Here is a 26,454-nt window from a genome sequence, read left to right on the forward strand (position 1 = left end):
ATGCGGGGCGCAAGCGAACAAACGTTGCGCGATCAGGCCTTTGACCGGGCATATTCCTGCGTGCCGCGGGTGATCACCCGGTCGCCCTCGACGATCTCGGCGATCGGGATGTCGGGCTGCGCCAGAATCTCGCGATAGAGCGGTGCAAAATCGGTCTCGACGGTGACGCGGAGCAACGCGTCGAAGCCCGGGATGACGAAGTAATTCTGCTGGAAATCGTCGATCCGGTATTCGGTGCGCATCACGCGCTTGAGGTCAAAGCCGATGCGGTTGGGGCTGTCGCTGTCGAGCGCGAAGCGGCTCTCGCCGAAGCTCGACACGATGCCCGAGCCATAGATGCGCAGCCCCTCGGCTTCCTCGATCAGTCCGAACTCGACGGTGTACCAATAGAGGCGCGAGAGCTGCGTGAGCGCACCCAGCTCCATCGCCCGCTGCCCGCCGCGGCCATAGGCCTCCATATAATCGGCGAACACCGGGTCGGCGAGCATCGGGACATGGCCGAACACGTCGTGGAACACGTCCGGCTCCTGGAGATAGTCGAGCTGGTCCGGGCGGCGGATGAAGTTGCCCGCGACGAAGCGGCGATTGGCCATGTGGTCGAAGAACACCTCGTCGGGGACGAGCCCCGGCACCGCCACGACCTGCCAGCCGGTGAGCTTCATCAGCCGCTCGGAAAGCTCCTCGAAATTGGGGATGCCCGATTCGGACAGCTTGAGCAGCTCGAGGCCACGGAGATAGGCCTTCGAGGCGCGGCCGGGGAGCAGCTTGATCTGGCGCTCGAACAGCGTGTCCCACACGGCATGCTCGGCGGGCGTGAAGGCGTTCCAGTCCTGCGGGATCGTCCAGTCGGCCGCCGCACCCTCCGGCGGGCGGTCGAGAACATGGGTTTCGCTTATCATGCGCCCTTCATAACATGCGTCCGGCATGGACGAAAACGGCACCCGCAAGAAAGTTGCGCGGCGGCTGCTGCGCTGGCTTGGCCGCGCGGCGCTTGCGGTCGCATTGCTGCTGCTCGGCTATGGTGGCGCAGGATGGATCGGCGGGCTGATCCCGGCCAACGGCGAATGGCGCGAGCCCGAGCAGGGCATCCGCATCTATGTCGAGGACAATGGCGTCCACACCGGCATCGTCCTGCCAGTGCGCGGGGCTGGGGTGGACTGGAGCGGCCTCGTGCGCGGCGAGGATTTGCGCGACCCGCGCTTCGCCGGGCATGGCTGGCGCAGCTTCGGCTGGGGCGACCGCGACTTCTACCTCAACACGCCGACCTGGTCCGAGCTCAAGCCCGGGCGGGTGCTCAAGGCGGCAATCGGCAGCTCAAATACGCTGATGCATGTCGACTTCATCCCCGAGCCGACCGAGGGCCCGAAGGTACGGGCGATCATGCTGCGGCCCGAGGAATATCGCCGGCTCGCCGCCTTCATCCAGGCGAGCTTCCGCACCGGAGCGGACGGGCGCGCGGCGCGTTATCCCGGCTATGGCAGTTACGATGCCTTCTACGACGCAACCGGCAGCTACAGCGCGGTGCGCACCTGCAACGCCTGGACCGGCGAGGCATTTCGCGCGGCGGGGGTGAAAATGGGACGCTGGACCCCATTTCCATCTACGGTGATGCGATGGTTGCCCGTGGAGAGCACGCAATGACCCAAGCCGAGATCCTGCCGCCGCCGCGATCCTCCTTCTATGCGGAGGCGCCGCGCCTCGCCTGGGCGCTTGCCGAACTCGCGACCAAGTGGCGCAGCCTCAAAGATACGCCTCCGGGCGATGGCCGGCCGCTGCTGCTGCTGCCCGGCCTTGCCAATGGCGACGCGTCGATGGCGGCAATGCACCGTTTCCTGCGCGGGCGCGGTTATCGCACCTGGCGCTGGCGGCTGGGCATCAACCTTGGCGTGCGCTCGGTCGGCACTGATGTCGAGCGGCTGATTGCGCGGATCGAGCAGGTCTATGCCGAGGCCGGCGAGCAGCCGGTGACGCTGATCGGCGTCAGCCTCGGCGGCATCCTCGCCCGCGTCGCCGCGCAGCGCCGGCCCGACCTAGTCCGCGAAGTGGTGACGATCTCGTCACCCTATGCCGGCCCGCCGACCGCGACCAATGTCTGGCGGCATTTCGAGGTGCTGACCGGCCAGAAGATCGACGATCCTGCCGCAAGCGCGATGCTCGCCGAAGCGGCCGCGCCGCTGCCGATGCCGGCAACGTCGATCTGGAGCCGCAGCGATGGCTTCGTCAACGGCAGCATCTGTCATGAGGGTGATCACGACGGCGCGCGCGCGATCGAAGTGGTCAGCAACCATATCGGCGTGCATTTCCGCCCGCAGGTCCTCCGCGTGATCGCCGAAACGCTGGCGCGCGACGGGCAGACCTAGTCCTTGTCGCCCTCGGGATCGCCGGCGCGATAGCCCTGATAGGGGCCGCAATTGTCCGGATCCTTGCGGCACGCCTCTTCATGCTTCTTGCGCTCGCGGCCTTCGCGGGCCTCCTGTTTGCGCAGCTTGCGCCCGGCGTTGCGGTCGGCCTCGTCCTGGCTCGTCGTCGCCCAGTCGGCGGTCTGCCCCACCGCCTTGACCGGCAGTGTGACGACATCGACCGCGGCCTTGGCGAGGCAGCCGCCCGCGAGCAGCGGCAGCGTCGCGACGACCAATATGAACCCCTTGCGCATCGCGCCTGTCTCCTTGCGGATCAACGGGAATGCCGATCGCGCGCCTGAACCCCGTGATAAGGGTAATCGGTGAAGAAACCATCCACCCCGGCGGCGAGATGGCGCGAAATCTCCTCCTCCAGCCGCCCATGGCCAGCCGGATTGATGCCTGAGCGAAGCCCCGCGGGCAGGAAGAAATTCTCCGCCCGGAACGTCCAGGGATGGACCTTGAGCCCGGAGGCGTGCGCGTCGGCGACCAGCGGGGTGACGGCGCCGTCATTCGTTACCACCATCACCTTGGCCGGGCCGATTCCCGCGGCATAGGTGGCGATTTCCTTCAGCCCCGCGGGCGTGATCATCGCCGCATAGCTCGGCTGCGCCTTGTCTGCGGGACCGCCCTCGGCGTCGAGCAGCTGGATCAGGCGCACCTTGGTCTGCTTGCTCAGCGCCTTCAGATTGTTCACCTCGAACGACTGGATGAACACCGGCGCGTCGGCGCGGTCCCAGCCCGCCGCCTTGAGCTCAACGAGCAGCTTCGCCTCCAGCGGCAGGCCGATCGAGGCGAAATAGCTCGGATGCTTGGTCTCGGGATAGATGCCGACCGGACGCCCGCGCGTCACCGCGGCGGACTTGGCCAGCGCGATCACCTCGCGCAGCGTCGGCACCTCGAACTGGCCGTCATATTGCGTGTTGCCGCGCCGGAGCAGCGGCAGCCGCTCCTTGGCGCGCAGTGTCTTGAGCTCGGCAAGCGTGAAATCCTCGGTGAACCAGCCGGTCATCTTGACCCCGTCGATCGTCTTGGTCGTCTTGCGGTCCTTGAACTCGGCGTGGCTCGCGACGTCGGTGGTGTCGGCGATGTTGTTCTCGTGCCGTGCGACCAGCTCGCCGTCCTTGGTCATCACCAGATCGGGCTCGATGAAGTCGGCGCCCTGCTCGATCGCCAGGGTGTAGGACGCCAGCGTATGTTCGGGCCGCTCGCCGCTGGCGCCGCGATGCGCGATGACGATCGGTTTGGCGGCTGGCATGATCGTCTCCTTCGCCGCGGCGGGCCCCGCGACCATAATCAGCGCAAGCGCCGCTCGCCACATCCCCGCCATCGCCCTATCTCCTTCGAAACGCTCGGATCGGCTAGTCGATTCGGATGACAGTCTAGAGGCAGGCCGATGGCGAGGAAGTTGCATGATCGGGGCTGAACGCGTGGCGCTGGTGCTGCTCGCCGCGGGCCGCTCCAAGCGGTTCGGCGGCGACAAGCTGACCCAGCTCTATCTCGGCCGCCCGGTCGGGCTGCACGTCGTCGTCGCGCTCGAGGCGGTCCCGTTCCGCGAGCGGATCGCAGTGGTGTCAGAAACCAAGCTGGACCTCGCCGGCTGCGGCTACCGCATCATCCACAATGATGACCCCGCGGCAGGCATGGGCCGCTCGCTGCGGCTGGGCGTGGAAGCGGCCTGCGAGAGTGGCGCCGAGGCGGTGCTGATCGCGCTGGCCGACATGCCCAAGGTCACCGCCACGCACATCTACCGCCTGCTCGACCGCGCCGAGGGGCCCGATGCAATCGTGGCGTCGAGCGACGGCGAGATCCCGCGTCCACCGGTTCTGTTCGGATGCAGCCATTTCGACGAGCTGCTGCGCACCGAGGGCGACATGGGCGCGCGCGCACTGGTCAAGCACGGCCATCATGTCGTGACCTCCCCCGCCGAGCTGGTCGATATCGACACGGTCGAGGATTTGAACCGCCTGATTCGCGGCTAACCTCGCTATTCGTGCCGCAGCGCGTCGATCGGGTTGAGGCTCGCCGCGCGCCGCGCTGGGAAGAAGCCGAACACCACCCCGATCGCCGCCGCGATCAGGAAGGCGATGACGTTGATCTGCAGGTCGAACGTCCACGGCACCTGCATCAGCGGCGTGAGGATCGCGATGGCCAGCTGCGCGATCAGCAGCCCGATCACCCCGCCCAGCATCGACAGCACGATCGCCTCGACCAGGAACTGCATCAGCACCTCGCTCGCGATCGCGCCGATGGCGAGGCGGATGCCGATCTCGCGCGTGCGCTCGGTCACCGACACCAGCATGATGTTCATGATGCCGATGCCGCCGACGATCAGGCTGATCCCGGCGACCGCCGCGACGATCTGTGTCAGCAAGGTGGTGGTGCCGGTCAGCGTCGCGCTGATCTGGGCGGTGTCGAAGATGTTGAAATTGTCCTCCGCGCCCGGCTCCAGCCGCCGCCGCTCGCGCAACAGGTCGGTGAGCGCGGACTGCACCTGCTGCGTGTCATAGGCCTGGTCAACGCCGACCAGCATCAGGCGAATGTCACGGTTGCCGGTGAAGCGGCGCTGCACCGTCTTGATCGGCATGATGATGACGTCGTCCTGGTCGCCGCCGAAGCCGGCCTGGCCGCGCGTCGAGAGCGTGCCGATCACGTCGCACGAGACATTGTTGACGCGCAGCCGCGCGCCGACCGCGCGCTCGCCGCGGAACAGGTTCTGGCGCACCGTGTTGCCGATGATGCACACCGATTTGCCCGCCGCTTCCTCGGCCGGAGAGAAGGTGCGCCCCGCGGTCAGCGGCCAGGGCTGGACCTTGAAGAAGTCGTTGGTCGTGCCGTTGATCGTGGTCGACCAGTTGGCGCCCTCGTTGATCGCGGTCGCGGTCGACTGGGCCTGCGGCGCGACCGCGGTGACGCCCGCGACCTGCTCCTTGACCGCCTCGACGTCCTGCTCCTCGAAATCGGGCGGACGCGGGCCGCCGCCGCCGCGGCCGAAGCCCTGGCCGGGACGGACCTGCAGGATGTTGGTGCCGAGGCTCGCGATCTGCTGCTGCACCGCCGCCGTGGTCGCCTTGCCCAAGGTCACCATCGCCACCACCGCGGCGACGCCGATGATGATGCCGAGCGTGGTCAGGAACGAGCGCAGCTTGTGGCGCAGGATCGAGCGGATCGCGAGGGTGAGCGTGGTGCCGAGCATTGGCTAGCGAGCCTTACGCAAGAAAACGTCGTCACCCCGGCCCCCGTGCCGGGGTCCACTCATCCGCGCATACTGATTTCGAGCCTCACGCACATCGCTTGCCGCCCGCTGGACCCCGGCACGCGGGCCGGGGTGACGAATAAGAACTGGTAGGAGGCTCACACCATCACCTTCCCGTTGCCCGCATCGATCCGCTCGACCAGACCATCCTTGAAGTGGACGATGGTGTGAGCGAACGCCGCCATGTCGCCCTCGTGCGTGACCATCAGCACGGTGATGCCGCTATTCTTGTTGAGGCTGGTAAGCAGCTCCATGATCTCGATCGAGCGCTCGGAATCGAGATTGCCGGTGGGCTCGTCGGCGAGCAGCACCGCGGGGCTGGTGACGATCGCACGGGCGATCGCGACGCGCTGCTGCTGGCCGCCCGAGAGCTCGGCAGGGGTGTGGTCCCACCAGTCGGCGAGCCCGACCTTGTCGAGCGCGGCCATGCCGAGCTCGTGGCGCACCTTCCGGTCCTCGCCGCGATAGAGCAAGGGCAGCTCGACATTCTCGAGCGCGCTGGTGCGGCTGAGCAGGTTGAACCCTTGGAACACGAAGCCGAGATATTTGCGCCGCACCAGCGCGCGCTGGTCGCGGTCGAGCCTCTCGATATGCACGCCCTTGAAGGTGAACTCCCCCGCAGTCGGCACGTCGAGGCACCCAAGGATATTCATCGTCGTCGACTTGCCCGAACCCGACGGGCCCATCACCGCGACGAAATCGCCCTCCTGGATGTCGAGGTCGACCCCCTTCAGCGCCTGGAAGGCGGTCGGTCCCTCGCCATAGGTCTTGGTGACGCCGCGCAGGCGGATGATCGGATCGGCGTCAGCCACCCGTATTGCCTCCGCCACCGCCGCCCTGGCGCCGCTGGCCGCCGCCCGACTTGCGCTGGCTGGAGCCCGAGGATTCGCCCGCATATTGGCCGGTGATGACCTCCATCCCTTCCTTGAGATCGCCCGACAGGATCTCGGTCACCTGGCCATTGGTATCGCCGGTGGTGACCTGGATCGCCTGGGGCTGGCCGTCCGCGCCCTTCACATAGACGGTCTGACGTGCCCCGCGGGTGATCGTCGCGGACTTCTCCGTCGCCTGGCCGCCGCGGCGACCGCGCCGCGGCACGAGCGCGCCCGCCATGCCGCCGCCGCTCGCCTGCTGCGCGTTGCCGTCGCTGGGCGTGAAACGCAGCGCCGCATTGGGGACGAGCAGCACGTTGTTCTTCTGCAGCGTCACGATCTCCGCCGTCGCGGTCATGCCCGGGCGCAATTTCTGCTGGGCATTGGCGACGCTCAGAGTCGCGGCATAGGACACGACCTGTCCCGTCGTGCTCGACGTGCTGGTCGAGGACGAGCTGGTGCTCTGCGCCGACAGGTTCGAGCCGACATCGACTCGCTGGATCGTCGCGGGGAAGGTCTCCCCGGGGAACGCGTCGACGGTGAAGTTCGCCTTCTGCCCGTCCTTGACCTGGCCCACGTCCGCCTCGTCGATCGCGACCTGCAGCTCCATCGCGCCCAAATCCTCGGCGATCACGAACAAGGTCGGGGTGTTGAACGAAGCCGCAACGGTCTGGCCCGGCTCGACCTGCCGCGCCAGCACCACGCCGTTGACGGGCGAGCGGATCACCGCCTTGTCGCGCTGGGTGACGTTGGAGCGCAGCGCCGCCTGCTGCGAGACGACCTGCGCCTGGCTAGCGCGCAATGTCGCCTGCGCGCGGGCAACCGCGGCGCGGGCATTGTCCATCTCGGTCTTGGCCGGCACGCGCCCGCCCGACAGGCGGCTCACTTCCTCAAAGCGGGCGAGCTGGCTGCGCGACTCGGTCACCGTCGCCTGGTTCTGCGCGACGGTCGCCTGCGCCGCGGCGACCGCGGCCTCACCCTGCTGGATCGTGTCGTTGAGCCGCGACTGATCGATCAGCGCGAGCGTCTGGCCCGCGGTGACACGATCGTTCACATCCACCATCACCTTAGTGATCAGGCCCGACAGCTCCGAGCCGACCTGCACCTGGTTGGTCGGGGCGAGCTTGCCGGTGGCCGAGACGGTGACGGTGAGCGCGCCGCGGTCGACCTTCTGCGTCGCATAGCCGCCCGTCTCGCTGGTCCCGAAATAGCGCCACAGGCCGAACGCGACCGCGATCACCACCAGCACCAGCGCGACCCATTTGGCGTAGCGCTGCCATGGCGGAGTCACCCTGCCGCCGAGGAATTCGTCGAGCTTGGGGTTGGGATTCGCATCGGCCATCAGTTTTGTCCGGTCGTGGAGAGGGTCGCGGGCGCGGGAACACTCTGCGGGGTGGGCACGGCGCCGGCATCCCAGCCGCCGCCGAGCGCGAGATAGAGCTGGATCAGCGCCGAGGCCTGGTCCGAGCGCGCCTGGAGCAGGCCGTTGCGCGCCGAAATCAGCGAGGCCTCGCTCTGGCTGAGCGTCAGGAAATCGGCGAGCCCGGCGCGGTACGAGCTGCGCGAGAGAATTGCGCTGTTGTTCGCCGCGTCGAGCGCGATCACGAACTCGCGCTCGCGGCGCTGCGCGGTCTGCAGTGCGACGATCGCGTTCTCGACATCCTCGACCGCGGTCAGCACGGTCTGCTTGTAGGCGACAAACGCGCCGTCCGCCCCAGCCTGCGCCGAGCGGACCTGCGATCGCGTGCGGCCGGCGTCGAAGATCGTCTGCGCGATGCTTGCGAAGACGCGTCCGGTGATCACGTCAAAGATGCTGCCGAGGTTCGACGCACCCGCGTCGATGCTCCCGCCGAGCGACAGTGAGGGATAGAGCTGCGCCTCCGCGACGCCGATCTGCGCCACCGCGGACGCGAGATTGCGTTCGGCCGAGCGGACATCGGGGCGCTGGCGCAGCGTGTCGGCCGGGATGCCGACCGCGATCGCCCCCGGGCCCTGCGGCACGGGGCGCACCGCCTCCATCTCGCCCTTGAGCGCGCCGGGCGCCTGGCCGGTGAGCACGCCCAGCCGCGAGACCGCGCTGTTGTAGCTTGCCTCGATCGACGGAATCGACGCCGCGGTCTGCGCCCGGCTGGCGCGCGCCTGTTCCTGGTCGAGCGAGGAGACGAGCCCGGCCTGCACACGGAACCCGGCGATCTCGAGATTGTCGTCCTGAATCGCCAGGCTATCCCGCGCATTGGCGAGTTGCGCCTGCGCGGCCCGCGCGAGGATGTAGTTGCGCGCGATCTCACCCTGGATCGAGACCAGCACCGTCGCATAGTCATAGCCGCTCGCTTCGAGCTGCGCGCGGCTCGCCTCAACGCCCCGGCGCACCCCGCCGAACAGGTCGGCCTGATAGTTGACGTCGGCGCCGAGCGAGAAGCTGCTGTTGCCGCCCGATGCGCCGGTGATCCCCTCGGTCCGCGACGCCCCGGCGCTCGCGCTGACGTCGGGAAGGAGCGAGGCGCGCGACTGGACCAGCGCCTCGCGCGCCTGGCGCAATCGCACGACCGCCTGCGCCACATCGAGATTCTGCGTCGCCGCCTGCCCGACCAGTTGCGTGAGCAATGGATCGTTGAACGCGGTCCACCACTGGCGCAGATCCGCCTGCGCCGCCTGCTGCGCCTCGACCGAATAGGCCGCCGGCACGCCGAGCTCGGACGCGCCCTTCGGCCGGTAATCCAGGCCGACCGCGCAGCCCGCGAGCGGCACGGCGATCAGCATCGTCAGGATTGTCGGACGGTTCATCATGGCTCCAAAACTGGGCAGCAGCGGCGCGCGCGTCCATCAAAACATTGTCGCAAATTGTATGCGATACGCCTGAACGCGTCCGAAACGATGTAGTTGCCTGGGGTTCAGCCCAGGCCTCACCAGCTCCCGAAACCCGGCGCCAATCCGAGGCCATCGGCCCCCGGCCGCGACACCCGGTCCCAGCCATAGCGCATGCGCTTGCGCAGCCGCAGCGCGGGCCAGTCGCCCCTCGGAATCCGGCCCGCGAGCCGCAGCCCCTGGCGGCGATAGGCATGCGCGACGCGCTCGGCCTGGGTGTCGAGCAGCCCAGCGAGCACCAGCGTCCCACCCTCGGAGAGCGCCGCCGCAATGCTCGGCGCCAGCTCGATCAGCGGCCCGGCGAGCACGTTGGCGATGATCAGATCATAGGGCGCACGGCCGATCAGCAGCGGGTGCTCGAGCCCCGGCGCCGCGGCGAGCGCGAGCTGGCCCGCGCCGTCGCCCAGCTCCACGCCGTTGGCAGCGGCGTTCTCGCGCGTCACCTCGACCGCGACGGAATCGATGTCCGATGCCGTCGCATAGGCGCGCGGCCACAAATGCATCGCGGCGAAGGCGAGCAACCCGGTGCCGGTGCCGATATCGAGCAGGTTGCGCACCACCTCGCCCCGCGCGCGCATCGCGTCGAGCGTGAGCAGGCAGCCGCTGGTGGTCTCGTGCGTGCCGGTGCCGAAGGCGCGCCCGGCTTCGATCTGGAAGGCCTTGGCGCCTTCCGGCACCTCGCCCTTGTTGCTCGCGGTGTGGACGTAGAAGCGGCCGGCGTGGACCGGCTCGATCCCCGCCTGGCTCAGCGTCACCCAGTCCGCGTCGGGCAGCTTCTCCGTGACTGCCTTGGCCTCGCCCGCGCTCGGCACCAGCATGCGCAGCGCGGTGATCTCGGCCTTGCCAGGCTTGGCCTCGAAAAAGGCTTCGAGCTGCCAGGCAAGCGGGTCGTCCGGGATGGTCTCGCTGGTCAGCAGCACCGGCGCGGGCTCGATGCCGAGCAGTTCGGCGCCCTCGAAGCCGATCGCCTCCGCCTCGTCGCGGGTGCAGGGCAGGATGACCTTCCAGCTGGTCATCAGGAGACTCCAGTGAGCATCGCCGCGAGCCAGATCACCGCGATCGCCGCCAGCAGGCCGACGCCCGCGAAGATCCAGATCAGGACTCGTCCCGCCCCGCCGCTTTGCTTCCCCGTGTCGGTCATGCCCACCTCCCCTTATCGAACGTAGCTCGCCCCGTTCACGTCGAGCACCGCGCCGGTCATCGAGGCGGGAGCCTCGAGCGCGCAGAACCGCGCCATCGTCGCCACCTCTTCGGGCATCGCGACGCGGCCGAGGGGGATGTCGGCGAGCAGCTTATCCCCGCCGCGGCTCGCCATATACTCGTCGGCCATTCCAGTCATGGTGAAGCCGGGGCAGATCGCGAAGGCGAGGATGCCCTCGCGCGCGAAGCCGCGGGCGATGCTCTTGGTCATCCCGACCATCCCGGCCTTGGACGCGGCATAATGCCAGTGTGCCGGGCTGTCGCCGCGATAGGCGGCGCGGCTGGCGATGTTGACGATACGTCCCCCGCTGCCGCGCGCCTGCCAGTGCCGCACCGCGAGCCGCGAGAGCTGCGCCGCAGCGGTCAGGTTGACGCGCATCGTCCGCTCCCAGGCGTCGAGCCAGTCGTCCTCGTCGAGCTCGACCGGCGCCGCCTCGAAGATCCCCGCATTGTTGACCAGCACGTCGATCCGCCCGTCGAGCGCATCGAGCGCCGCGTCCCACAGCGCGCGCGGCGCGGCGGGATCGGTGAAGTCGGCCGGCAGCCCGCTCCGCGTCCCCTGCCCCACCGCCTTCACGGTCGGGAGGTCGATCGCCTTGAGAATCGCCGCGCCGATGCCCCGGCTGCTGCCGGTGACCAGGATATGGATCGTCATCCCCATTCTCTACCCGCCCGGATCGGGCGAAGTCGAGACGGCGCGCTTACGCCGCGACCGAGGCCGAGAAGCTGCCCGCGGCGTCGCTGAGCTGGTTCAATCGCTCATCGATCGCGCCGAACTCATGCTGGAGCGTGTCGATCTCCCCGGCGACGCTCTTGGTATCCTCGCGGATGGCGCCGATGGTGGCGGACATGGAGTCGGCGGCAAGCGCGGTCTCGTCGACCGCGGCGGTGATCGCGGTCACGGTCTGCGCCTGGATCTCCATCGCGGTGCGGATGCGGTCGGCGCTGGCCTGCACCTCCATCACCGTGTCGCGGATCGAGGCGTTGGTGTCGACCGTGCCCTTGGTCGCCGATTGGATCGCCGCGATCTTGGCGGCGATGTCGTCGGTCGCGCGCGCGGTCTGGTTGGCGAGAGACTTCACTTCCTGCGCGACCACCGCGAAGCCGCGGCCGGCATCCCCGGCGCGTGCCGCCTCGATCGTCGCGTTGAGCGCGAGGAGATTGGTCTGCCCGGCAATGTCGCGGATCAGCCCCAGGATCGATTCGATCGACTTGGCGTGGTCGGAGAGCATCTCGCTCATCGCCACCGCTTCGCCCGCCTGCGCCGAAGCGCGCGTCGCGATCCGCGCGGCGGCTTCCACCTCGCTGCGCGCATCCTCAATCGCCCGGATCAGGCCCGCCGCGGTGTGCGCCGCCTCGCGCATCGCCACCGCCGACTGCTCCGCCGCCGCCGCAACCTCCGACGCCTTGCCCAGCATCCCGCGAGTCGAATCCGCCGCGCCGCGCGCCTGCTCGCGCACCTTGGAGCCGAGCGCGGTGGTCAGATCGATCGTCCCGGCGATCTCACCGCGGAACTGCTCGGACCGCGCCTGGCGCTCGCCGCGCGCCAGCTCGGCATCGCGCGCGCCGAGCTGCGAGGCCATGAAGTCGGCCTCGAGCAGCGACATGCGTTGCGCCACGTCCACGAGACGACTGAAACGGACCGGATCGTCACTCAGCCGGTCGCGGATGATGCCGTGCGTACGGGTATGCGCGTAGGCGAAGGCGGAGAGCAGCGCCGAGAGCGGGATCCGCGCGCGATGCGCGTCGTCGGCATGCTTCGACGCCATCTTCAGCCACGCCTCGTCGAACGGGCGCTTGAACTTGCAGGCCATATACTCGGCGCTGGCGCGGACCTGGTCGCGCATCCGCTGGCCGGTGAAATAGTCGCGCACATGCGCCGTCGCCTCGAGCGAGAGATAATGGTCCCAGAAGGCTTGCGAGACGGTCTCGAAATCGTCGCCGATCAGCGCGGCGATGTCCGCGCAGCCCGCCGCGATCGCGCCATCCCAGTCATAGTCGCGGATCCGTTCGCCAATGGGGCGGTCGCGGCCGCTCCACTGGCCGAGCTCCTTCGCTGCGGCCATGCATTCTCTCCATAATTCTTATGCAGCGACTTTTGCGACGAACTCGCCCGCGCTGTTCCTCAGGGTGCCAAGCTGCCCGTCGAGCGCGGCGAAGCCCTGCCCGACACGGTCGATCTCGCTCGCGACCGCCTCGGTATCCTCGCGGATGGCGCCGATGGTGGCGGACATGGAGTCCGCGGCGAGCGCGGTCTCGTCGACCGCGGCGGTGATCGCGGTCACGGTCTGCGCCTGGATCTCCATCGCGGTGCGGATGCGGTCGGCGCTGGCCTGCACCTCCATCACCGTGTCGCGGATCGAGGCGTTGGTATCGACCGTGCCCTTGGTCGCCGACTGGATCGCCGCGATCTTGGCGGCGATGTCGTCGGTCGCGCGCGCGGTCTGGTTGGCGAGAGACTTCACTTCCTGCGCGACCACCGCGAAGCCACGGCCGGCATCCCCGGCGCGTGCCGCCTCGATCGTCGCGTTGAGCGCGAGGAGATTGGTCTGCCCGGCGATGTCGCGGATCAGCCCCAGGATCGATTCGATCGACTTGGCATGGTCCGACAGCATCTCGCTCATCGCCACTGCCTCGCCCGCCTGCGCCGAAGCGCGCGTCGCGATCCCCGCGGCGGCTTCCACCTCGCTGCGCGCATCCTCAATCGCGCGGATCAGACCCGCCGCGGTGTGCGCCGCCTCGCGCATCGCCACCGCCGACTGCTCCGCCGCCGCCGCAACCTCCGACGCCTTGCCCAGCATCCCGCGAGTCGCGCCCGAGGTGAGCGTTGCCTGCGCACGCAGTGCCTCGCCGTCGCGCGTCGCCTGCTCGACCGTGATACCGATCGATTCGCGGAACTCGGCGGCCAGCCGGTCGCGCGCCGCGCGCGCGTTGAATTCGTAATAGGCCGAATAGAGCGCGGTATAGACCTCGCACTCCATCGAGCGCAGACGGAAGAGCAGATCGATCATCTGCGACAGCTCGGGCGATCCCGCCGGCAGACGCCGGTTGAGGATGTCGAGCGTCGCGCGCCCGCCCGCATCGGTCATCGAGAGGATCGCGGTGAGCGACACATTCTGCGCATAAGCGGCGGCGACGGTACGCTCGGCCGACTGCACCCAGTCCAGTCCCGCGAGGTTGGTGTAGCGGTTGCGCAGATAGGCCATGCCGAGCTCGATCATCCGGTCATGGTCGTGCTGCGCGAAGCTCTGGCGGTCGCCATAGAAACGCTGCCACTGCTCCCAGTGCGCCGCAGCGACCACCGCCGCCTCGGGCTCGATCGCTGCCCACAGCCTGTGCGTCATGGCGAGATCTGCGTCGGTCAGGTCGAACAGGCGCAGGCGTTCGCGCAGGTCGATCGTCGGGCTGACGCTTCCGACCGGTGGCATCTGTTTGTTCGATGCGGAATCGCTCACGGAAACTCACCCATAATGATTGCCCCGGGCCGAGAGACATTCCCGGCCCTTTCACTCGCGTAACGCGCAACGGTTAAAAGCGGGTTAGTCATGCGCCTGTGTTGCGGCTTGCATCGCCCGCCGCTCTGTCTCATTAGGCCGCAAACCTTGAGGGGAACCCACGCCTTGGCATCGGCCCGCAACGAAAACCGCCCGCTCTCGCCCCATCTCCAGGTCTGGAAATGGGGCCCGCACATGCTGGTCTCGATCCTCCACCGCGTCACCGGCACCGGCATGGCGACGGTCGGCGTGATCGTCCTCCTCTGGTGGCTTGCCGCGCTGGCGGGAGGTGAAAAGACCTATGCCGACTTCATGGACCTGCTCACCTATGCCTCGGGCGCGCCCAACATCGCGGGCTACATTCTCGGCATCGGCCTGACGCTCAGCTTCTTCCAGCACATGATGAGCGGTATCCGCCATTTCGTGATGGATGCGGGCGCCTCGTTCGAGCTCCAGGCGAACAAGAGCTTCGCGATTCTGACGATCGTGATCTCGGTGCTGCTGACCGCGGTGCTGTGGGGATATCTGAGCTACGGCCAGCTGACCGCGAAGCCGGTCGAGAACGCGCCGATCGCGGTGGAGACGAAATAATGGGCAACGGAACCTCGATCGGCCGCGTCCGCGGCCTCGGCTCGGCGCATGAGGGCACGCACCACTGGTGGCAGCAGCGGCTGACCGCGGGCGCCAACCTAGTGCTCATGCTGTGGCTGATCGTCAGCCTCGTCCTGCTGCCCGACCTCGGCTACACCACCGTCCAGGCCTGGCTGTCCTCGCCGCTCGCCGCGGTGCCGATGATCCTGCTGGTGATTACCGTCTTCTATCACTTCCGCCTCGGCCTGCAGGTGGTGATCGAGGACTATCAGCATGACGAGTCGCGTATCGTGCTGATGGTGCTGCTCAACTTCTTCGCCATCGCCGCGGGGGTCTTCGCGATCTTCTCGATCCTCAAGATCGCCTTCACCGCCGCCGCCGGAGCCGCCGCATAATGTCTGCCGCGTACAAGATCATCGATCACACCTATGACGCGGTGGTCGTGGGCGCGGGCGGATCAGGTCTGCGCGCGACGATGGGCTGCGCCGAGGCCGGCCTCAAGACCGCCTGCATCACCAAGGTGTTCCCGACGCGCAGCCACACCGTGGCCGCCCAGGGCGGCATCGCCGCGAGCCTCGGCAACAACTCGCCCGACCACTGGACCTGGCACATGTTCGACACCGTCAAGGGTTCGGACTGGCTCGGCGACCAGGACGCGATCGAGTATATGGTGCGCGAGGCGCCTGCGGCCGTGATCGAGCTCGAACATGCCGGCGTGCCGTTCAGCCGCAACGACAACGGCACGATCTACCAGCGCCCGTTCGGCGGTCACATGCAGAATATGGGCGAAGGCCCCCCGGTGCAGCGCACCTGCGCCGCGGCCGACCGCACCGGCCACGCCATGCTCCACGCGCTCTACCAGCAGAGCCTGAAGTATGACGCCGACTTCTTCATCGAATATTTCGCGCTCGACCTGATCATGGAGAACGGGGCCTGCCGCGGCGTCATCGCCATGTGCATGGAGGACGGCTCGATCCACCGTTTCCGCAGTCACGCCGTGGTGCTCGCCACCGGCGGCGGCGGCCGCGTCTATCAGTCGGCGACCTCGGCGCACACCTGCACCGGCGACGGTAACGGCATGGCGCTCCGAGCCGGAATCGCACTCCAGGACATGGAGTTCGTCCAGTTCCACCCGACCGGCATCTACGGCGCGGGTGTGCTGATCACCGAGGGTGCGCGCGGCGAGGGCGGCTACCTCACCAATTCCGAGGGCGAGCGCTTCATGGAGCGCTACGCCCCCTCGGCCAAGGACCTTGCCAGCCGCGACGTCGTCGCGCGCTCGATGGCGATGGAGATCCGCGAGGGCCGCGGCGTCGGCAAGGAGAAGGACCATATCTTCCTCCACCTCGACCATATCGATCCCAAGGTGCTGCACGAGCGCCTGCCCGGCATCACCGAGACCGGCAAGATCTTCGCCGGCGTCGACCTGACCAAGAAGCCGCTGCCGGTGGTCCCGACGGTCCACTATAATATGGGCGGCGTCCCGACCAACTATCATGGCGAGGTCGTCCAGCTGCGCGACGGCAACCCCGATGCGGTCGTTCCCGGCCTGTTCGCCGTCGGCGAAGCGGCATGCGTCTCGGTCCATGGCGCCAACCGCCTCGGCTCGAACTCGCTGATCGATCTCGTCGTGTTCGGCCGCGCCACCGGCCTACGCCTCAAGGAGACGCTCAAGCCCGGCACGCCGCACAACCCGCTGCCCGCGGGCTCGGAGGAATTCGCGCTCACCCGCCTCGATCATTTCCGCAACGCCAAGGGCGGCTCGCCCACCGCGCAGGTTCGCGCCGATATGCAGAAGACGATGCAGCGCCACTGCGCCGTGTTCCGCGATTCCGCGCTGCTGGCGGAGGGCGTCCAGCACATGGACCAAGTCTACAAGCGGATGGCGGACATCGACGTCACCGACCGCTCGCTGATCTGGAACACCGACCTGATCGAGACGCTCGAGCTCGACAATCTGATCGGCCAGGCGCTGGTGACGATCAAGGGCGCCGAGAACCGCAAGGAATCGCGCGGCGCGCACATGCACGAGGATTTCCCCGAGCGCGACGATGCCAACTGGATGAAGCATACCGTCGCGACGTTCGAAGGCTGGGGCGGCAAGGGCGGCGCGACGCAGATCGCCTATCGCCCGGTGCACGACTACACACTCACCGACGAGATCGAGTATATCAAGCCGAAGAAGCGGGTGTATTGAGGCGTCGTCGGTCGCCATCGCGCGGCCGGCGCCCCGTTCGTCAAATCTCAGGTCGATATTCGCCAGCGGGGCTTTGCAAGGTCATGCGCATGCGCGTCACATCCATTCGCTCGTGAAGGACGCGGACGACCAGCACGGCATCGTCTGTCGGCAGATAATAGATGCTGTGGCTAGCTTCGCCCACGCGGCGCAGTCCGGGGTGCAGCCAGTCCTGCGCCACGCCCATCAGCGAAAAGGCCCGAACCGCTTGACCTTCCGCGTTCCGCATCCACTTAAGTTCCACCACCACCGGGGGATCACGATGCGCCGCTCGTTGCTGTCACTCACCGCACTGCTCGCGCTTCTTCCTGTATCGGCCGCCCAACAGCAACAACCCTACGCCCCGCCTCAGCACACCGCCCCGCCCCCGCCCGGCGTCGCGCGTTCGACCCCGCTGGAGGTGGTCCAGCAGGCCGATGGCGGCACCCAGATCGAGCGCGATCGCCCCGCGGCACACGCCCTCGCCGAGCACCGCCGCCTCGCCAAGGCACTCGCCACCCTCGCACCCCAGCGCAAGGGCGTGGTCGATGCCTATGTCCTCTCGGTCGCACTCGACAGCGATCCGGTATTCGGCCGCGAGGCGCGCGAGGCCGCGAAGGTCCTCACGCGGCGCTACGACGCCGCCGGGCGCACGATCACGCTGGCCGGTACCGACGGCGCAGGGCCGAGCGCGCTGCCGATGGGCTCGCCGCAGAATGTCGAGGCCGTGCTCGGCCGCATCGCCGAGCAGATGAATCCGGCGGAGGACGTGCTCGTCCTCTACACCACCAGTCACGGCGCGCCGTTCGGCATCGTCTACAATGACGGCAACGAGGGTTGGGGCGCGATCTCGCCCAACCGGCTCGCGCGGCTGCTGAACGAATCCGGCATCCATCGCCGCCTGCTGATCGTCAGCGCCTGCTACTCCGGAGTGTTCGTCCCTGTTCTGTCCGGCCCGCAGACCGCAATCGTCAGCGCCGCCTCATCCGACCGCTCCTCGTTCGGCTGCATCGCTGAGAATGACTGGACCTTCTTCGGCGACGCCCTCATCAACCGCGCGCTGCGCAAGCCCCAGCCGCTCGGACAGGCGATGACCGAGGCGGTCGCCCTGATCGACGGATGGGAGAAGCAGGGCAACCTCAAGCCCTCGCTGCCGCAACAGAGCGTGGGCGTCGAAGTCCAGGCCTGGCTCACCCCGCTCGAGGCGCGCATGCCCAAGGCCGCGACCCAGCCGGTCGGCCGCCCCTCGGTCGACAGCCTCAAGGACCTGCAGCGCTAGGCGCCAACTGGCATATCGAGGCCGAGGAGGTACAACCTCGGCCTCGCACTCGATATGATCTTAGGCGGTCGTGCCGCCGTCGACGTCGATCGTCGTGCCGGTGATGTACGAGGAATCGTCGCTGGCCAGGAAGGCGGCGAGCGCAGCCACCTCTTCGCCCCGTCCATAGCGCCCGAGCGGGATCGTCGGCAGCAACGACGCGGCCATCTCGCCGTCCGCGGGGTTCATGTCGGTGTCGATCGGCCCGGGCTGGATCACATTGACCAGGATGCCGCGCGGGGCGAGATCGCGCGCCCAGCCGCGGGCGAGACCCTGCACCGCCGACTTGCTGGCCGCATAGGTCGCGGCGCCCGGGAACATCGAGGCGTCGCCCATCACGCTGCCCGTGATGATGACGCGTCCGCCGTCGGTGAGATGCGGCACCGCGGCGACCGTCCCTGCGACCACGCCGTCGACATTGACCGCAAAGATCCGGCGGAACGTCTCGATGCTCTCCTGATCGACCCCGGTGAAGCCGGCGACGCCAGCATTGTGGACGAGGATGTCGATCCCGCCCAAGGTCGCCGCGGCTTCGTCGACCGCCGCCTTCACCGCGACAGGATCAGCCGCATCGGCTCGTATCGCCTTGCCCTTGACGCCTTGCGCCTCGATCGCCGCGACGCTCGCCTTGGCGCCATCGTGATTGCCGGCATAGGTGATGACGACATCGGCGCCGTCCTCGGCCAGCCGTTTGGCGATCGCCGCGCCAATTCCACGCGATCCGCCCGTCACCAGCGCGCGCTTGCCTGCAAGTTTCTTCGACATTTCCCAAATCTCCGGTCCCCAGCCGGTCGCTTCGCCGGCTGCCGGGACGAAGCGCAACTTGGGAAGCGGCAAATATAGTTCAATGTTTCCGAACTATGGAAACGACGAAGTGTTTCTATATCCGTCAAATGGATCGCTTGGTGCATCCCGACCTCAAGGACGTGAGCCTGGCAGCGGCGCTGCATGCGCTCGCCGATCCGGTGCGGCTCGATATCGTCGCCAAGCTGGTCGAATGCCCCTGCCTCAATTCCACTGCGTCATGCCCGACCACGGGTATCCCCAAGAGCACGCTGTCGAATCACTTCAACGTGCTGCGCGCCGCCGGGCTGATCGAGACCAGCGCCGAGGGTCGCGAGCGGATCAACCGCCTGCGCCGCGCGGACTTCGACGCGCGGTTTCCGGGGCTTCTCGACTCGATCCTCGCCAACAAGCGCTGATCGCGGCGGCGAACGGGGTTGCGCTGCGTTTGCGAAAGTCATAGCCCGCGCAGCGAAATACTCGCGCAGGGACCTTCCGAATGGCTGATTTCGTCCTTCCCAAGAACAGCAGGATCAAGAAGGGCAAGAGCCACCCGGCCCCGGCAGGCGCGCGCCGCGCGCGGACCTTCACCATCTATCGCTACGATCCCGACTCGGGCGAGAATCCGCGCTACGACGATTTCACGATCGATCTCGACGATTGCGGGCCGATGGTTCTCGACGCGCTGATCAAGATCAAGTCGGAAGTCGACCCGAGCCTGACCTTCCGCCGTTCGTGCCGCGAAGGCATTTGCGGCTCCTGCTCGATGAACATGGATGGCAAGAACGGCCTCGCCTGCACCACCGCGATCGAGGACATCAAGGGCGACATCCGTATCACCCCGCTCCCGGCGATGGACGTGATCAAGGACCTGGTCCCCGACTTCACGCACTTCTACGCGCAATATGCCTCGATCCAGCCCTGGCTGAAGACGGTGAGCCCCGCGCCCTCGGGCAAGGAGCGCCTCCAGTCGCCCGAGGACCGCAACAAGCTCGACGGCCTGTACGAGTGCATCCTGTGCGCCTGCTGCTCGACCTCGTGCCCGAGCTACTGGTGGAATAGTGACCGCTTCCTCGGCCCGGCAATCCTGCTCCAGGCCTATCGCTGGCTCGCCGACAGCCGCGACGAGGCGACCGGCGAACGGCTCGACGAGCTCGAGGATCCGTTCCGCCTCTATCGCTGCCACACGATCATGAACTGCGCGAACGTCTGCCCCAAGGGCCTCTCGCCCGCCAAGGCGATCGCGGAGATCAAGAAGATGGAAGCCGAGCGCATCGTTTGATCGCGCGCGCCGCCTTCGCCTTGCTCGTCCTGTGCGCGGCGCCCGCGGCTGCGGAGGAAAAGCCGGTCGTGCCTGGCATCTGGCTGATCGAGGGCGGGTTCGAGCCGGGCCGCCAGCCCGACGGCAATTCGGTGCTGATCGAAGGACCGGACGGGTTGTTGCTCGTCGATACTGGCCGTCACGCCAGCCACACCGCAAAGATCGAGGCGGCGATCGCCGCCCGCGGCAAGCCGCTGGTGCGGATCGTCAACACCCACTGGCATCTCGATCATGTCAGCGGCAACCTGACGCTTAAGGCCAAGCATCCCAACGTTCGCGTCTCGGCGAGCGACGCGATCGACGGCGCGCTCACCGGCTTCCTCAAGCGCAGCGCCGATTCCGCCCGCCCCGCGCTCGAAGCCGGCAAAATCCCCGAGCCGATGGCAAGCGAAGTTCGCGGCGATCTCGCGACCTTTGCCCGCGGCAACGAACTGCGGCCCGACAACGTGGTGCGCGGCAACGCCACGATCGACGCGGGCGGGCGCAAGGTCGAACTCCATCTGACCCGCAACGCCGCCACCGCAGGCGACGTGTGGCTCTACGATCCGCAAAGCCGCGTTCTCGTTGCGGGCGATCTGGTGACCGATCCCGTGCCCTTCCTCGATACCGCCTGCCCCGATGGCTGGCTGAAGGCGCTCGATGCGATCGCCGCGACGCCCTTCGCGACGCTGGTTCCCGGACATGGCGGGCTTATGAGCCAAGCCTCGTTCATCGAGTGGAAGCAAGCCTTCGCCGCCTTCCTCGATTGCGCGCGCGGCACGCAGAAGCCGAGCTATTGCACCGCCGCCTGGTACGACAGCCAGACAGCGCACAGCACGCCGCCGGCGGACAAGCTGCGCATCCTCACCATGGCCGATTATTATGTCGGCCGCATCCGCAGCGGCGAGCTCGACAAGAACTGTGCGGCATGAGCGAAGAGCCGCATTTCACCTACACCGACGATCCCGACCACCCCGGCTGGAAACGCTGGGAGCTGCGCGATTCGACGCGCTTCAATGCCTTTCTCGGCCCGATCCTGACCCGGATCGAGGACGGCAAGGCGCTGGTCCGCATGGTCCCCGGCCGCGAACATTCCAACCTGCGCGATTCCACCCATGGCGGCGCCCTGCTCGGCTTCATGGACGTCGCGCTGTTCGCCGCCGCGCGCAGCTTCGGCGTGCTCTCGGCGGGCGGCGCGGTGACGCTCGACCTGTCGGCGCAGTTCATCGACAGCAGCCGCATTGGCGAGCCGATCGTCGCCGAGGTCGAGCTGCTGCGCGAGACCGGCCGCATGCTGTTCATGCGCGGCCTCGTGAAGCAGGAGGCCAACGTCCTCGCCAGCTTTTCCGGCACCGTGCGCAAATCCTCGCCCCAACCATGAACGATCGGCCGTGACTCAGGTCCTTGTCCGCTACGAGGCGCTCGTCGCCGCCGGCGAATTGCGCCGCGATCCCGACCAGGCGGCCGCCGCGCGCCGCCTCGAACAGCTCGCGCGCGAGCTCGAGCAAGGACCGCGCAAGGGCAGCGTGCTGTGGCGCCTCGCCCGCCGCGCGCCCGAGGCGCCGATGGGTGTCTACCTCTGGGGCGGCGTCGGGCGCGGCAAGTCGATGCTGATGGACCTGTTCTTCGCCAGCGTGAAGATCGGCCGCAAGCGCCGCGTCCATTTCCACGAGTTCATGATCGAGGTCCACGCCCGCATCGCCGAAGAGCGCAAGAAGGAGACCGGCGACCCGATCGTGCCCGTCGCCAAGGCGCTGACCGAGGACATCCGCCTGCTCGCCTTCGACGAGATGGTGATCAACAACGCCGCCGACGCGATGATCCTCAGCCGCCTGTTCACCGCGATGATGGCCGAGGGGCTGACGGTGGTCGCGACCTCGAACCGCCCGCCCGACGATCTCTACAAGGATGGGCTCCAGCGCGACTCCTTCCTGCCCTTCATCGCGCTCTTGAAGGACAAGCTCGACATCGTGCCGTTGAACGGCCCGACCGACTATCGCCGCGACCGGCTCGGCCGGATGGACACCTGGCTCGTCCCCAACAACCCGGCTAACACCGCGACGCTCTCCGCCGCCTTCTTCCGCCTCACCGACTATCCGGTCGAGGACCGCGCCAACGTGCCATCGGAGGACATCGCGGTGCAGGGCCGCACGCTGCACGTGCCCAAGAGCCTCAAGGGCGTCGCGGTCTTCTCGTTCAAGCGGCTGTGCGGCGAGGCGCGCGGCGCCGCCGACTATCTCGCCATCGCGCGCCGCTACCACACCGTGATCCTGGTCGGCATCCCGCGCCTCGGGCCCGAGAACCGCAACGAAGCCGCGCGCTTCGTCACGCTGATCGACGCGCTCTACGAGCACAAGGTCAAGCTGCTCGCGATGGCCGACGCGACGCCGACGGACCTCTACCGCGAAGGCGACGGCAAGTTCGAGTTCGAGCGGACGGTGAGCCGCCTGATGGAAATGCAGTCGGAAGAGTATCTGGCGCAGGGGCATGGCAGCGCCGGCTGAGGCTCAGCCCGCCATCGCCACCGCCAGTTCCTCCCCCCGCCCGGTCAGCCCATAAAGCGGCACCGGCGGGAACCGGTCCTCCAGCCTTCGCTGCACCAGGTCCTGCCCGATCATCTGCTGCAGCGTCAGCGACAGCGCGCGCGGCGTGACCGGCTCGAGCCGCGCCTGTAGCGCACCGAAACGCGTCCAGTCGGCGCCCAGCCGCGCCGCCACCGGCAGCGTCCAGCGCGAAAGGTCGGGCGCATCGAGCCCCAGCCGCGTCCGCGCATCCTCGATCCGCTCGCACGCCGCGCCCAGCACCCGCCCGGCATCGGTCAGCACATATTCGGGCCGCAGCGGATGGCCGTAACCGGGATTGGGCGTCACCCAGCCCTGTTCGCGCAGATAGGCAAGCGTGCGCGTCAGGCTGTGCCGCGACAGACCGAAGCGCCGCTCGATCACCGCGAAGCGCGATCCCTGCTCACGGCTGAGCAGCGCCAGCACCGGAATCGCCCAGCGGCTCGCCGTCAGCAGCCGCAGCGCCTCACTCGACAAGACCGGATCGTTCACCCTTGACCATCTCGCAACCTACTATATAAATGGAACCATAGATTCGGGAGGACGAGATGGCAAGCTCAACGATCACCGAAGCCGCGGCCCCCACCACTCCGCGCATCGCCTATGACGGTGGCCTCACCTGCTCGATCGGGGTCACCAGCCTCGACAAGGCGATCCCCTGGTACACCGACATTCTCGGCATGCGGCTGCTCTACCGCCGCGACGACCTCGCCTGGTGCGAGCTCGAGAGCGACGTGGCGCGCGTCAATGTCGGCCTGTCGCAGGTCGAGAGCGCGGGCGGCCCGGGCGGCGCCACACTCACCTTCGGCGTCGTCGACATCGATGCCGCCAAGGCCGCGCTCGACGCCGCGAAGGTGCGCCAGGACGGGCCGATCCTCGACATTCCGGAGATGGTCCGGCTGCTCACCTTTTACGATCCCGATGGGAACACGCTGATGTTCTATCAGGACATATCGGGCGACGGCGCGTCCGGCTAGACCCAGAAAATCTCTCTATTGCAACTAATTCGCAAGTGCAAAGATTTCCTTGACAAGCCGCGATTCGACGGTTGCCGCAGGGTCCCAAAGCGCCTAAGGCGCGGCCGTTCCCTGCGGCCAACCGTGAGTCCAGAGCCGCCCAACCACGTCTAGGGAGGTTCATTTGGCCCGCAAGAAGATCGCGCTCATCGGCGCCGGCAACATCGGCGGCACGCTCGCCCACCTCGCCGCGCTCAAGGGCCTCGGCGACATCGTCCTGTTCGACGTGGTCGAGGGCGTTCCCCAGGGCAAGGCGCTCGATCTTTCGCAGTGCGGCCCGGTCGAGGGCTTCGACGCGACGATCACCGGCACCAACGACTATGCCGACATCGCGGGCGCGGACGTCATCATCGTCACCGCCGGCGTCGCCCGCAAGCCGGGCATGAGCCGCGACGACCTGCTCGGCATCAACTTGAAGGTCATGAAGGCGGTCGGCGAGGGCATCGCCGCCAACGCGCCCGACGCCTTCGTCATCTGCATCACCAATCCGCTCGACGCGATGGTGTGGGCGCTGCGCGAATTCTCGGGCCTTCCGCACCAGAAGGTGGTCGGCATGGCCGGCGTGCTGGACTCGGCCCGTTTCAGCCACTTCCTCGCCGACGAGTTCAAGGTCTCGGTCAAGGACGTCAACTCGTTCGTGCTCGGCGGCCATGGCGACACGATGGTGCCGGTGCTCGAATATTCGACCGTTTCGGGCATCCCCGTCACCGACCTGATCGAGATGGGCTTCTCGACGAAGGAGCGCATCGACGAGATCGTCAAGCGCACCCGCGGCGGCGGCGGCGAGATCGTCGCGCTGCTCAAGACCGGCTCGGCCTTCTACGCCCCTGCCACCTCGGCGATCGCCATGGCCGAGAGCTATCTCTACGACCAGAAGCGCGTCCTGCCCGCCGCGGCGCACCTCACCGGCCAGTATGGCGTGGACGACCTCTATGTTGGCGTGCCGATCATCATCGGCGCCGCGGGCGTCGAGAAGGTGATCGAGATCAAGCTCGGCGACGAGGCCAAGGCCAACCTCCAGGTCTCGGTCGACGCGGTCAAGGAACTGCTGGTCGCCTGCAAGGGCATCGACAGCTCGCTCGGCTGATGCCGGCGCTTGCCGCCTTGCTGCTGATCGGATCGGCGCAGGCCTCGCCTGCGCCGTCGCCGTTGTTCGGCGCGTTCAAGGCGGCGTGCTTCGACGTGCAGAAGTTCGACGGCGTCGGCGCCGCGGCGACCGCTGCGGGCTGGACCGAGGTCGCCGAAGCGCAGGCCGATCCGCGGGTCACCGCGATCGTCGCCAAGGGCCGCGACGCGATGCGCAAGGCCGAGCCGCAGGCGAAGGTCTCCGGCCAGATGTTCCGCCAGCGCTTCGACGGCCGCGACGTGTGGCTGGCCACAAGCCGGATCGAGACCGCCAAGGGCGGTTGGGCCAATGGCTGCCGCGTCTATGATCTCGACGCCCCCGCAGTTCCGTCGCGCGAGACGCTCGACGCCTGGGTCGGAACCGCGCCCACCAGCGTTCAGGCCAATGGCGAGGCGAGCAAGCGGCGCTGGGAGCCGTGGCAGCCGGGCGTCAGCCTCGAAATCACCTACGTGCCGCGCGGCCACCCGCTCGGCGCTTCCTATGGCATCCAGGGGCTGATCCTAGTCAGCCAATCAATCGGAGGGTTCTGAATGTCGATTCTGATCGACCGTAACACCAAGGTCATCACCCAGGGGATGACCGGCGACACCGGCACCTTCCACACCCAGCAGGCGCTGGCGTACGGCACGCAGATGGTCGGCGGCGTCACGCCCGGCAAGGGCGGCACCGAGCATATCGGCCTGCCCGTGTTCGACACCGTCGCCGAAGCCGTGAGCAAGACCGGCGCCGACGCCTCGGTGATCTACGTCCCGCCGCCCTTTGCCGCCGACTCGATCCTCGAGGCGATCGACGCCGAGGTGCCGCTGGTGGTGTGCATTACCGAGGGCATTCCGGTGCTCGACATGGTCAAGGTCAAGCGCGCCCTCACCGGTTCCAAGACCCGCCTGATCGGCCCGAACTGCCCCGGCGTGCTGACGCCGAACCAGTGCAAGATCGGCATCATGCCGGGCAGCATCTTCTCCGAAGGTTCGGTGGGCGTTGTTTCGCGCTCGGGCACGCTTACCTATGAAGCCGTGTTCCAGACCACCAATGCGGGCCTTGGCCAGACCACCGCGGTCGGCATCGGCGGCGACCCCGTCAACGGCACCAACTTCATCGACGTGCTTGAGCTGTTCCTGGCCGACGAGGCGACCAAGTCGATCATCATGATCGGCGAGATCGGCGGCTCGGCCGAAGAGGAAGCTGCGCAGTTCCTGCAGGACGAGGCGAAGCGCGGCCGCAAGAAGCCGATGGTCGGCTTCATCGCCGGCCGCACAGCGCCGCCGGGCCGCCGCATGGGCCATGCCGGCGCGATCGTCTCGGGCGGCCAAGGCGGCGCCGAGGACAAGATCGCGGCGATGGAGGCTGCGGGCATCCGCGTCTCGCCGAGCCCGAGCGAGCTCGGCTCGACGCTGGTCGAGGTGTTGAAGGGCTAACTGGTTAGGGCGGGACGCAAGGGCGTTCCGCCGCGCCGGACGA

31 protein-coding genes are annotated in these 26,454 nt (G+C 67.8%); 16 read left to right on the top strand and 15 right to left on the bottom strand.

Annotation, left to right across the window (positions count from 1 at the left end):
- Positions 1–32: 32 nt before the first annotated feature.
- Positions 33–899 (bottom strand): phenylalanine 4-monooxygenase, encoded by an 867-nt coding sequence (phhA, locus tag OK349_RS07645; protein ID WP_265117219.1) that lies wholly within the window; start codon positions 897–899, stop codon positions 33–35.
- A 25-nt stretch (positions 900–924) separates the two neighbouring features.
- On the opposite strand from phhA, the gene OK349_RS07650 reads away from it, so the two are divergent.
- Both OK349_RS07650 and OK349_RS07655 read left to right on the top strand, forming a co-directional pair.
- Entirely contained in the window at positions 925–1,641 is a 717-nt protein-coding gene (locus tag OK349_RS07650; protein ID WP_265117220.1) for a TIGR02117 family protein, read from the top strand.
- A complete protein-coding gene (locus tag OK349_RS07655) occupies positions 1,638–2,360 on the top strand; it encodes a GPI inositol-deacylase (protein WP_265117221.1) in 723 nt (240 codons plus the stop codon). The genes OK349_RS07650 and OK349_RS07655 overlap by 4 nt, the downstream gene beginning before the upstream one ends.
- On the opposite strand, the gene OK349_RS07660 is transcribed toward OK349_RS07655, so the two are convergent.
- Both OK349_RS07660 and OK349_RS07665 read right to left on the bottom strand, forming a co-directional pair.
- Entirely contained in the window at positions 2,357–2,653 is a 297-nt protein-coding gene (locus OK349_RS07660) for a hypothetical protein (RefSeq protein WP_265117222.1), read from the bottom strand. The genes OK349_RS07655 and OK349_RS07660 overlap by 4 nt on opposite strands.
- A 20-nt stretch (positions 2,654–2,673) precedes the next feature.
- On the bottom strand, positions 2,674–3,729 hold the full coding sequence (locus OK349_RS07665) for a glycerophosphodiester phosphodiesterase (protein WP_372340541.1): 1,056 nt from the start codon (positions 3,727–3,729) through the stop codon (positions 2,674–2,676).
- A gap of 82 nt (positions 3,730–3,811) precedes the next feature.
- Between OK349_RS07665 and OK349_RS07670 the strand changes: the two genes are divergently transcribed.
- Positions 3,812–4,381, top strand: a complete 570-nt coding sequence (locus OK349_RS07670) for a nucleotidyltransferase family protein (RefSeq protein WP_265117223.1) — start codon at positions 3,812–3,814, stop codon at positions 4,379–4,381.
- A 5-nt stretch (positions 4,382–4,386) separates the two neighbouring features.
- On the opposite strand, the gene OK349_RS07675 is transcribed toward OK349_RS07670, so the two are convergent.
- From OK349_RS07675 to OK349_RS07715, 9 genes are all read right to left on the bottom strand, one after another.
- A complete protein-coding gene (locus OK349_RS07675) occupies positions 4,387–5,595 on the bottom strand; it encodes an ABC transporter permease (protein ID WP_265117224.1) in 1,209 nt (402 codons plus the stop codon).
- Between the two features lie 158 nt (positions 5,596–5,753).
- Positions 5,754–6,551 carry an ABC transporter ATP-binding protein gene (locus OK349_RS07680; RefSeq protein WP_265117225.1) on the bottom strand — a complete coding sequence of 266 codons (798 nt, stop codon included), beginning with the start codon at positions 6,549–6,551 and terminating at the stop codon, positions 5,754–5,756.
- The gene (locus OK349_RS07685) at positions 6,460–7,869 is read right to left on the bottom strand and encodes an efflux RND transporter periplasmic adaptor subunit (protein WP_265117226.1); all 1,410 of its coding nucleotides are present in this window, start codon (positions 7,867–7,869) and stop codon (positions 6,460–6,462) included. The genes OK349_RS07680 and OK349_RS07685 overlap by 92 nt, the downstream gene beginning before the upstream one ends.
- Complete coding sequence (locus OK349_RS07690) at positions 7,869–9,311, bottom strand: efflux transporter outer membrane subunit (protein ID WP_265117227.1); 1,443 nt, start codon at positions 9,309–9,311, stop codon at positions 7,869–7,871. Before OK349_RS07690 ends, OK349_RS07685 begins: the two co-directional genes overlap by 1 nt.
- Positions 9,312–9,430: 119 nt before the next feature.
- A complete protein-coding gene (locus tag OK349_RS07695; protein WP_265117228.1) occupies positions 9,431–10,408 on the bottom strand; it encodes a 50S ribosomal protein L11 methyltransferase in 978 nt (325 codons plus the stop codon).
- Positions 10,408–10,533, bottom strand: coding sequence for a hypothetical protein (locus OK349_RS07700; protein ID WP_265117229.1), 126 nt, complete (start codon positions 10,531–10,533; stop codon positions 10,408–10,410). The genes OK349_RS07695 and OK349_RS07700 overlap by 1 nt, the downstream gene beginning before the upstream one ends.
- A gap of 12 nt (positions 10,534–10,545) precedes the next feature.
- Entirely contained in the window at positions 10,546–11,247 is a 702-nt protein-coding gene (locus OK349_RS07705) for an SDR family NAD(P)-dependent oxidoreductase (RefSeq protein ID WP_265117230.1), read from the bottom strand.
- Positions 11,248–11,293: 46 nt separating this feature from the next.
- Complete coding sequence (locus tag OK349_RS07710; protein WP_265117231.1) at positions 11,294–12,658, bottom strand: methyl-accepting chemotaxis protein; 1,365 nt, start codon at positions 12,656–12,658, stop codon at positions 11,294–11,296.
- 18 nt (positions 12,659–12,676) lie between these two features.
- Complete coding sequence (locus OK349_RS07715) at positions 12,677–14,020, bottom strand: methyl-accepting chemotaxis protein (RefSeq protein WP_265117232.1); 1,344 nt, start codon at positions 14,018–14,020, stop codon at positions 12,677–12,679.
- A 192-nt stretch (positions 14,021–14,212) separates the two neighbouring features.
- On the opposite strand from OK349_RS07715, the gene sdhC reads away from it, so the two are divergent.
- From sdhC to sdhA, 3 genes are read left to right on the top strand one after another with little or no spacing between them, the layout of a single operon-like run.
- A complete protein-coding gene (gene sdhC / locus OK349_RS07720; protein ID WP_265117233.1) occupies positions 14,213–14,677 on the top strand; it encodes a succinate dehydrogenase, cytochrome b556 subunit in 465 nt (154 codons plus the stop codon).
- Entirely contained in the window at positions 14,677–15,072 is a 396-nt protein-coding gene (gene sdhD, locus OK349_RS07725) for a succinate dehydrogenase, hydrophobic membrane anchor protein (RefSeq protein ID WP_265117234.1), read from the top strand. The genes sdhC and sdhD overlap by 1 nt, the downstream gene beginning before the upstream one ends.
- Positions 15,072–16,874 carry a succinate dehydrogenase flavoprotein subunit gene (sdhA, locus tag OK349_RS07730; RefSeq protein WP_265117235.1) on the top strand — a complete coding sequence of 601 codons (1,803 nt, stop codon included), beginning with the start codon at positions 15,072–15,074 and terminating at the stop codon, positions 16,872–16,874. The genes sdhD and sdhA overlap by 1 nt, the downstream gene beginning before the upstream one ends.
- A 40-nt stretch (positions 16,875–16,914) precedes the next feature.
- Here the strand turns inward: sdhA and OK349_RS07735 are convergent, their stop codons facing one another.
- On the bottom strand, positions 16,915–17,160 hold the full coding sequence (locus tag OK349_RS07735; protein ID WP_265117236.1) for a type II toxin-antitoxin system RelE/ParE family toxin: 246 nt from the start codon (positions 17,158–17,160) through the stop codon (positions 16,915–16,917).
- Between the two features lie 15 nt (positions 17,161–17,175).
- On the opposite strand from OK349_RS07735, the gene OK349_RS07740 reads away from it, so the two are divergent.
- Positions 17,176–18,171: a C13 family peptidase gene (locus tag OK349_RS07740; RefSeq protein ID WP_265117237.1), complete on the top strand. Its 996-nt coding sequence runs from the start codon at positions 17,176–17,178 to the stop codon at positions 18,169–18,171.
- A gap of 60 nt (positions 18,172–18,231) precedes the next feature.
- Here the strand turns inward: OK349_RS07740 and OK349_RS07745 are convergent, their stop codons facing one another.
- Positions 18,232–18,975 carry an SDR family NAD(P)-dependent oxidoreductase gene (locus OK349_RS07745; RefSeq protein WP_265117238.1) on the bottom strand — a complete coding sequence of 248 codons (744 nt, stop codon included), beginning with the start codon at positions 18,973–18,975 and terminating at the stop codon, positions 18,232–18,234.
- A gap of 128 nt (positions 18,976–19,103) precedes the next feature.
- On the opposite strand from OK349_RS07745, the gene OK349_RS07750 reads away from it, so the two are divergent.
- The 5 genes from OK349_RS07750 (at position 19,104) to zapE (ending at position 22,797) form a co-directional block, all read left to right on the top strand.
- Positions 19,104–19,412 (top strand): ArsR/SmtB family transcription factor, encoded by a 309-nt coding sequence (locus tag OK349_RS07750; protein WP_265117239.1) that lies wholly within the window; start codon positions 19,104–19,106, stop codon positions 19,410–19,412.
- Between the two features lie 80 nt (positions 19,413–19,492).
- On the top strand, positions 19,493–20,275 hold the full coding sequence (locus tag OK349_RS07755; RefSeq protein WP_265117240.1) for a succinate dehydrogenase iron-sulfur subunit: 783 nt from the start codon (positions 19,493–19,495) through the stop codon (positions 20,273–20,275).
- Positions 20,272–21,225 (top strand): MBL fold metallo-hydrolase, encoded by a 954-nt coding sequence (locus OK349_RS07760; RefSeq protein WP_265117241.1) that lies wholly within the window; start codon positions 20,272–20,274, stop codon positions 21,223–21,225. Before OK349_RS07755 ends, OK349_RS07760 begins: the two co-directional genes overlap by 4 nt.
- Positions 21,222–21,674, top strand: a complete 453-nt coding sequence (locus OK349_RS07765; protein WP_265117242.1) for a PaaI family thioesterase — start codon at positions 21,222–21,224, stop codon at positions 21,672–21,674. The genes OK349_RS07760 and OK349_RS07765 overlap by 4 nt, the downstream gene beginning before the upstream one ends.
- Before the next feature lie 10 nt (positions 21,675–21,684).
- On the top strand, positions 21,685–22,797 hold the full coding sequence (gene zapE, locus OK349_RS07770) for a cell division protein ZapE (protein WP_265117243.1): 1,113 nt from the start codon (positions 21,685–21,687) through the stop codon (positions 22,795–22,797).
- Between the two features lie 3 nt (positions 22,798–22,800).
- Here the strand turns inward: zapE and OK349_RS07775 are convergent, their stop codons facing one another.
- Positions 22,801–23,346 carry a winged helix-turn-helix transcriptional regulator gene (locus tag OK349_RS07775; RefSeq protein WP_265117244.1) on the bottom strand — a complete coding sequence of 182 codons (546 nt, stop codon included), beginning with the start codon at positions 23,344–23,346 and terminating at the stop codon, positions 22,801–22,803.
- A gap of 56 nt (positions 23,347–23,402) precedes the next feature.
- Between OK349_RS07775 and OK349_RS07780 the strand changes: the two genes are divergently transcribed.
- The 4 genes from OK349_RS07780 to sucD all read left to right on the top strand — a co-directional run bounded on the left by OK349_RS07780 (position 23,403) and on the right by sucD (position 26,411).
- Entirely contained in the window at positions 23,403–23,831 is a 429-nt protein-coding gene (locus tag OK349_RS07780; RefSeq protein ID WP_265117245.1) for a VOC family protein, read from the top strand.
- Positions 23,832–23,994: 163 nt separating this feature from the next.
- A complete protein-coding gene (gene mdh / locus OK349_RS07785; RefSeq protein ID WP_265117246.1) occupies positions 23,995–24,957 on the top strand; it encodes a malate dehydrogenase in 963 nt (320 codons plus the stop codon).
- Positions 24,957–25,526: a hypothetical protein gene (locus OK349_RS07790; protein ID WP_265117247.1), complete on the top strand. Its 570-nt coding sequence runs from the start codon at positions 24,957–24,959 to the stop codon at positions 25,524–25,526. Before mdh ends, OK349_RS07790 begins: the two co-directional genes overlap by 1 nt.
- Entirely contained in the window at positions 25,527–26,411 is an 885-nt protein-coding gene (gene sucD, locus OK349_RS07795; protein WP_265117248.1) for a succinate--CoA ligase subunit alpha, read from the top strand. It abuts the gene before it with no gap.
- Positions 26,412–26,454: the final 43 nt, after the last annotated feature.

Source organism: Sphingomonas sp. BT-65 (genome assembly GCF_026107375.2).
Classification (GTDB): Bacteria; Pseudomonadota; Alphaproteobacteria; order Sphingomonadales; family Sphingomonadaceae; genus Sphingomonas.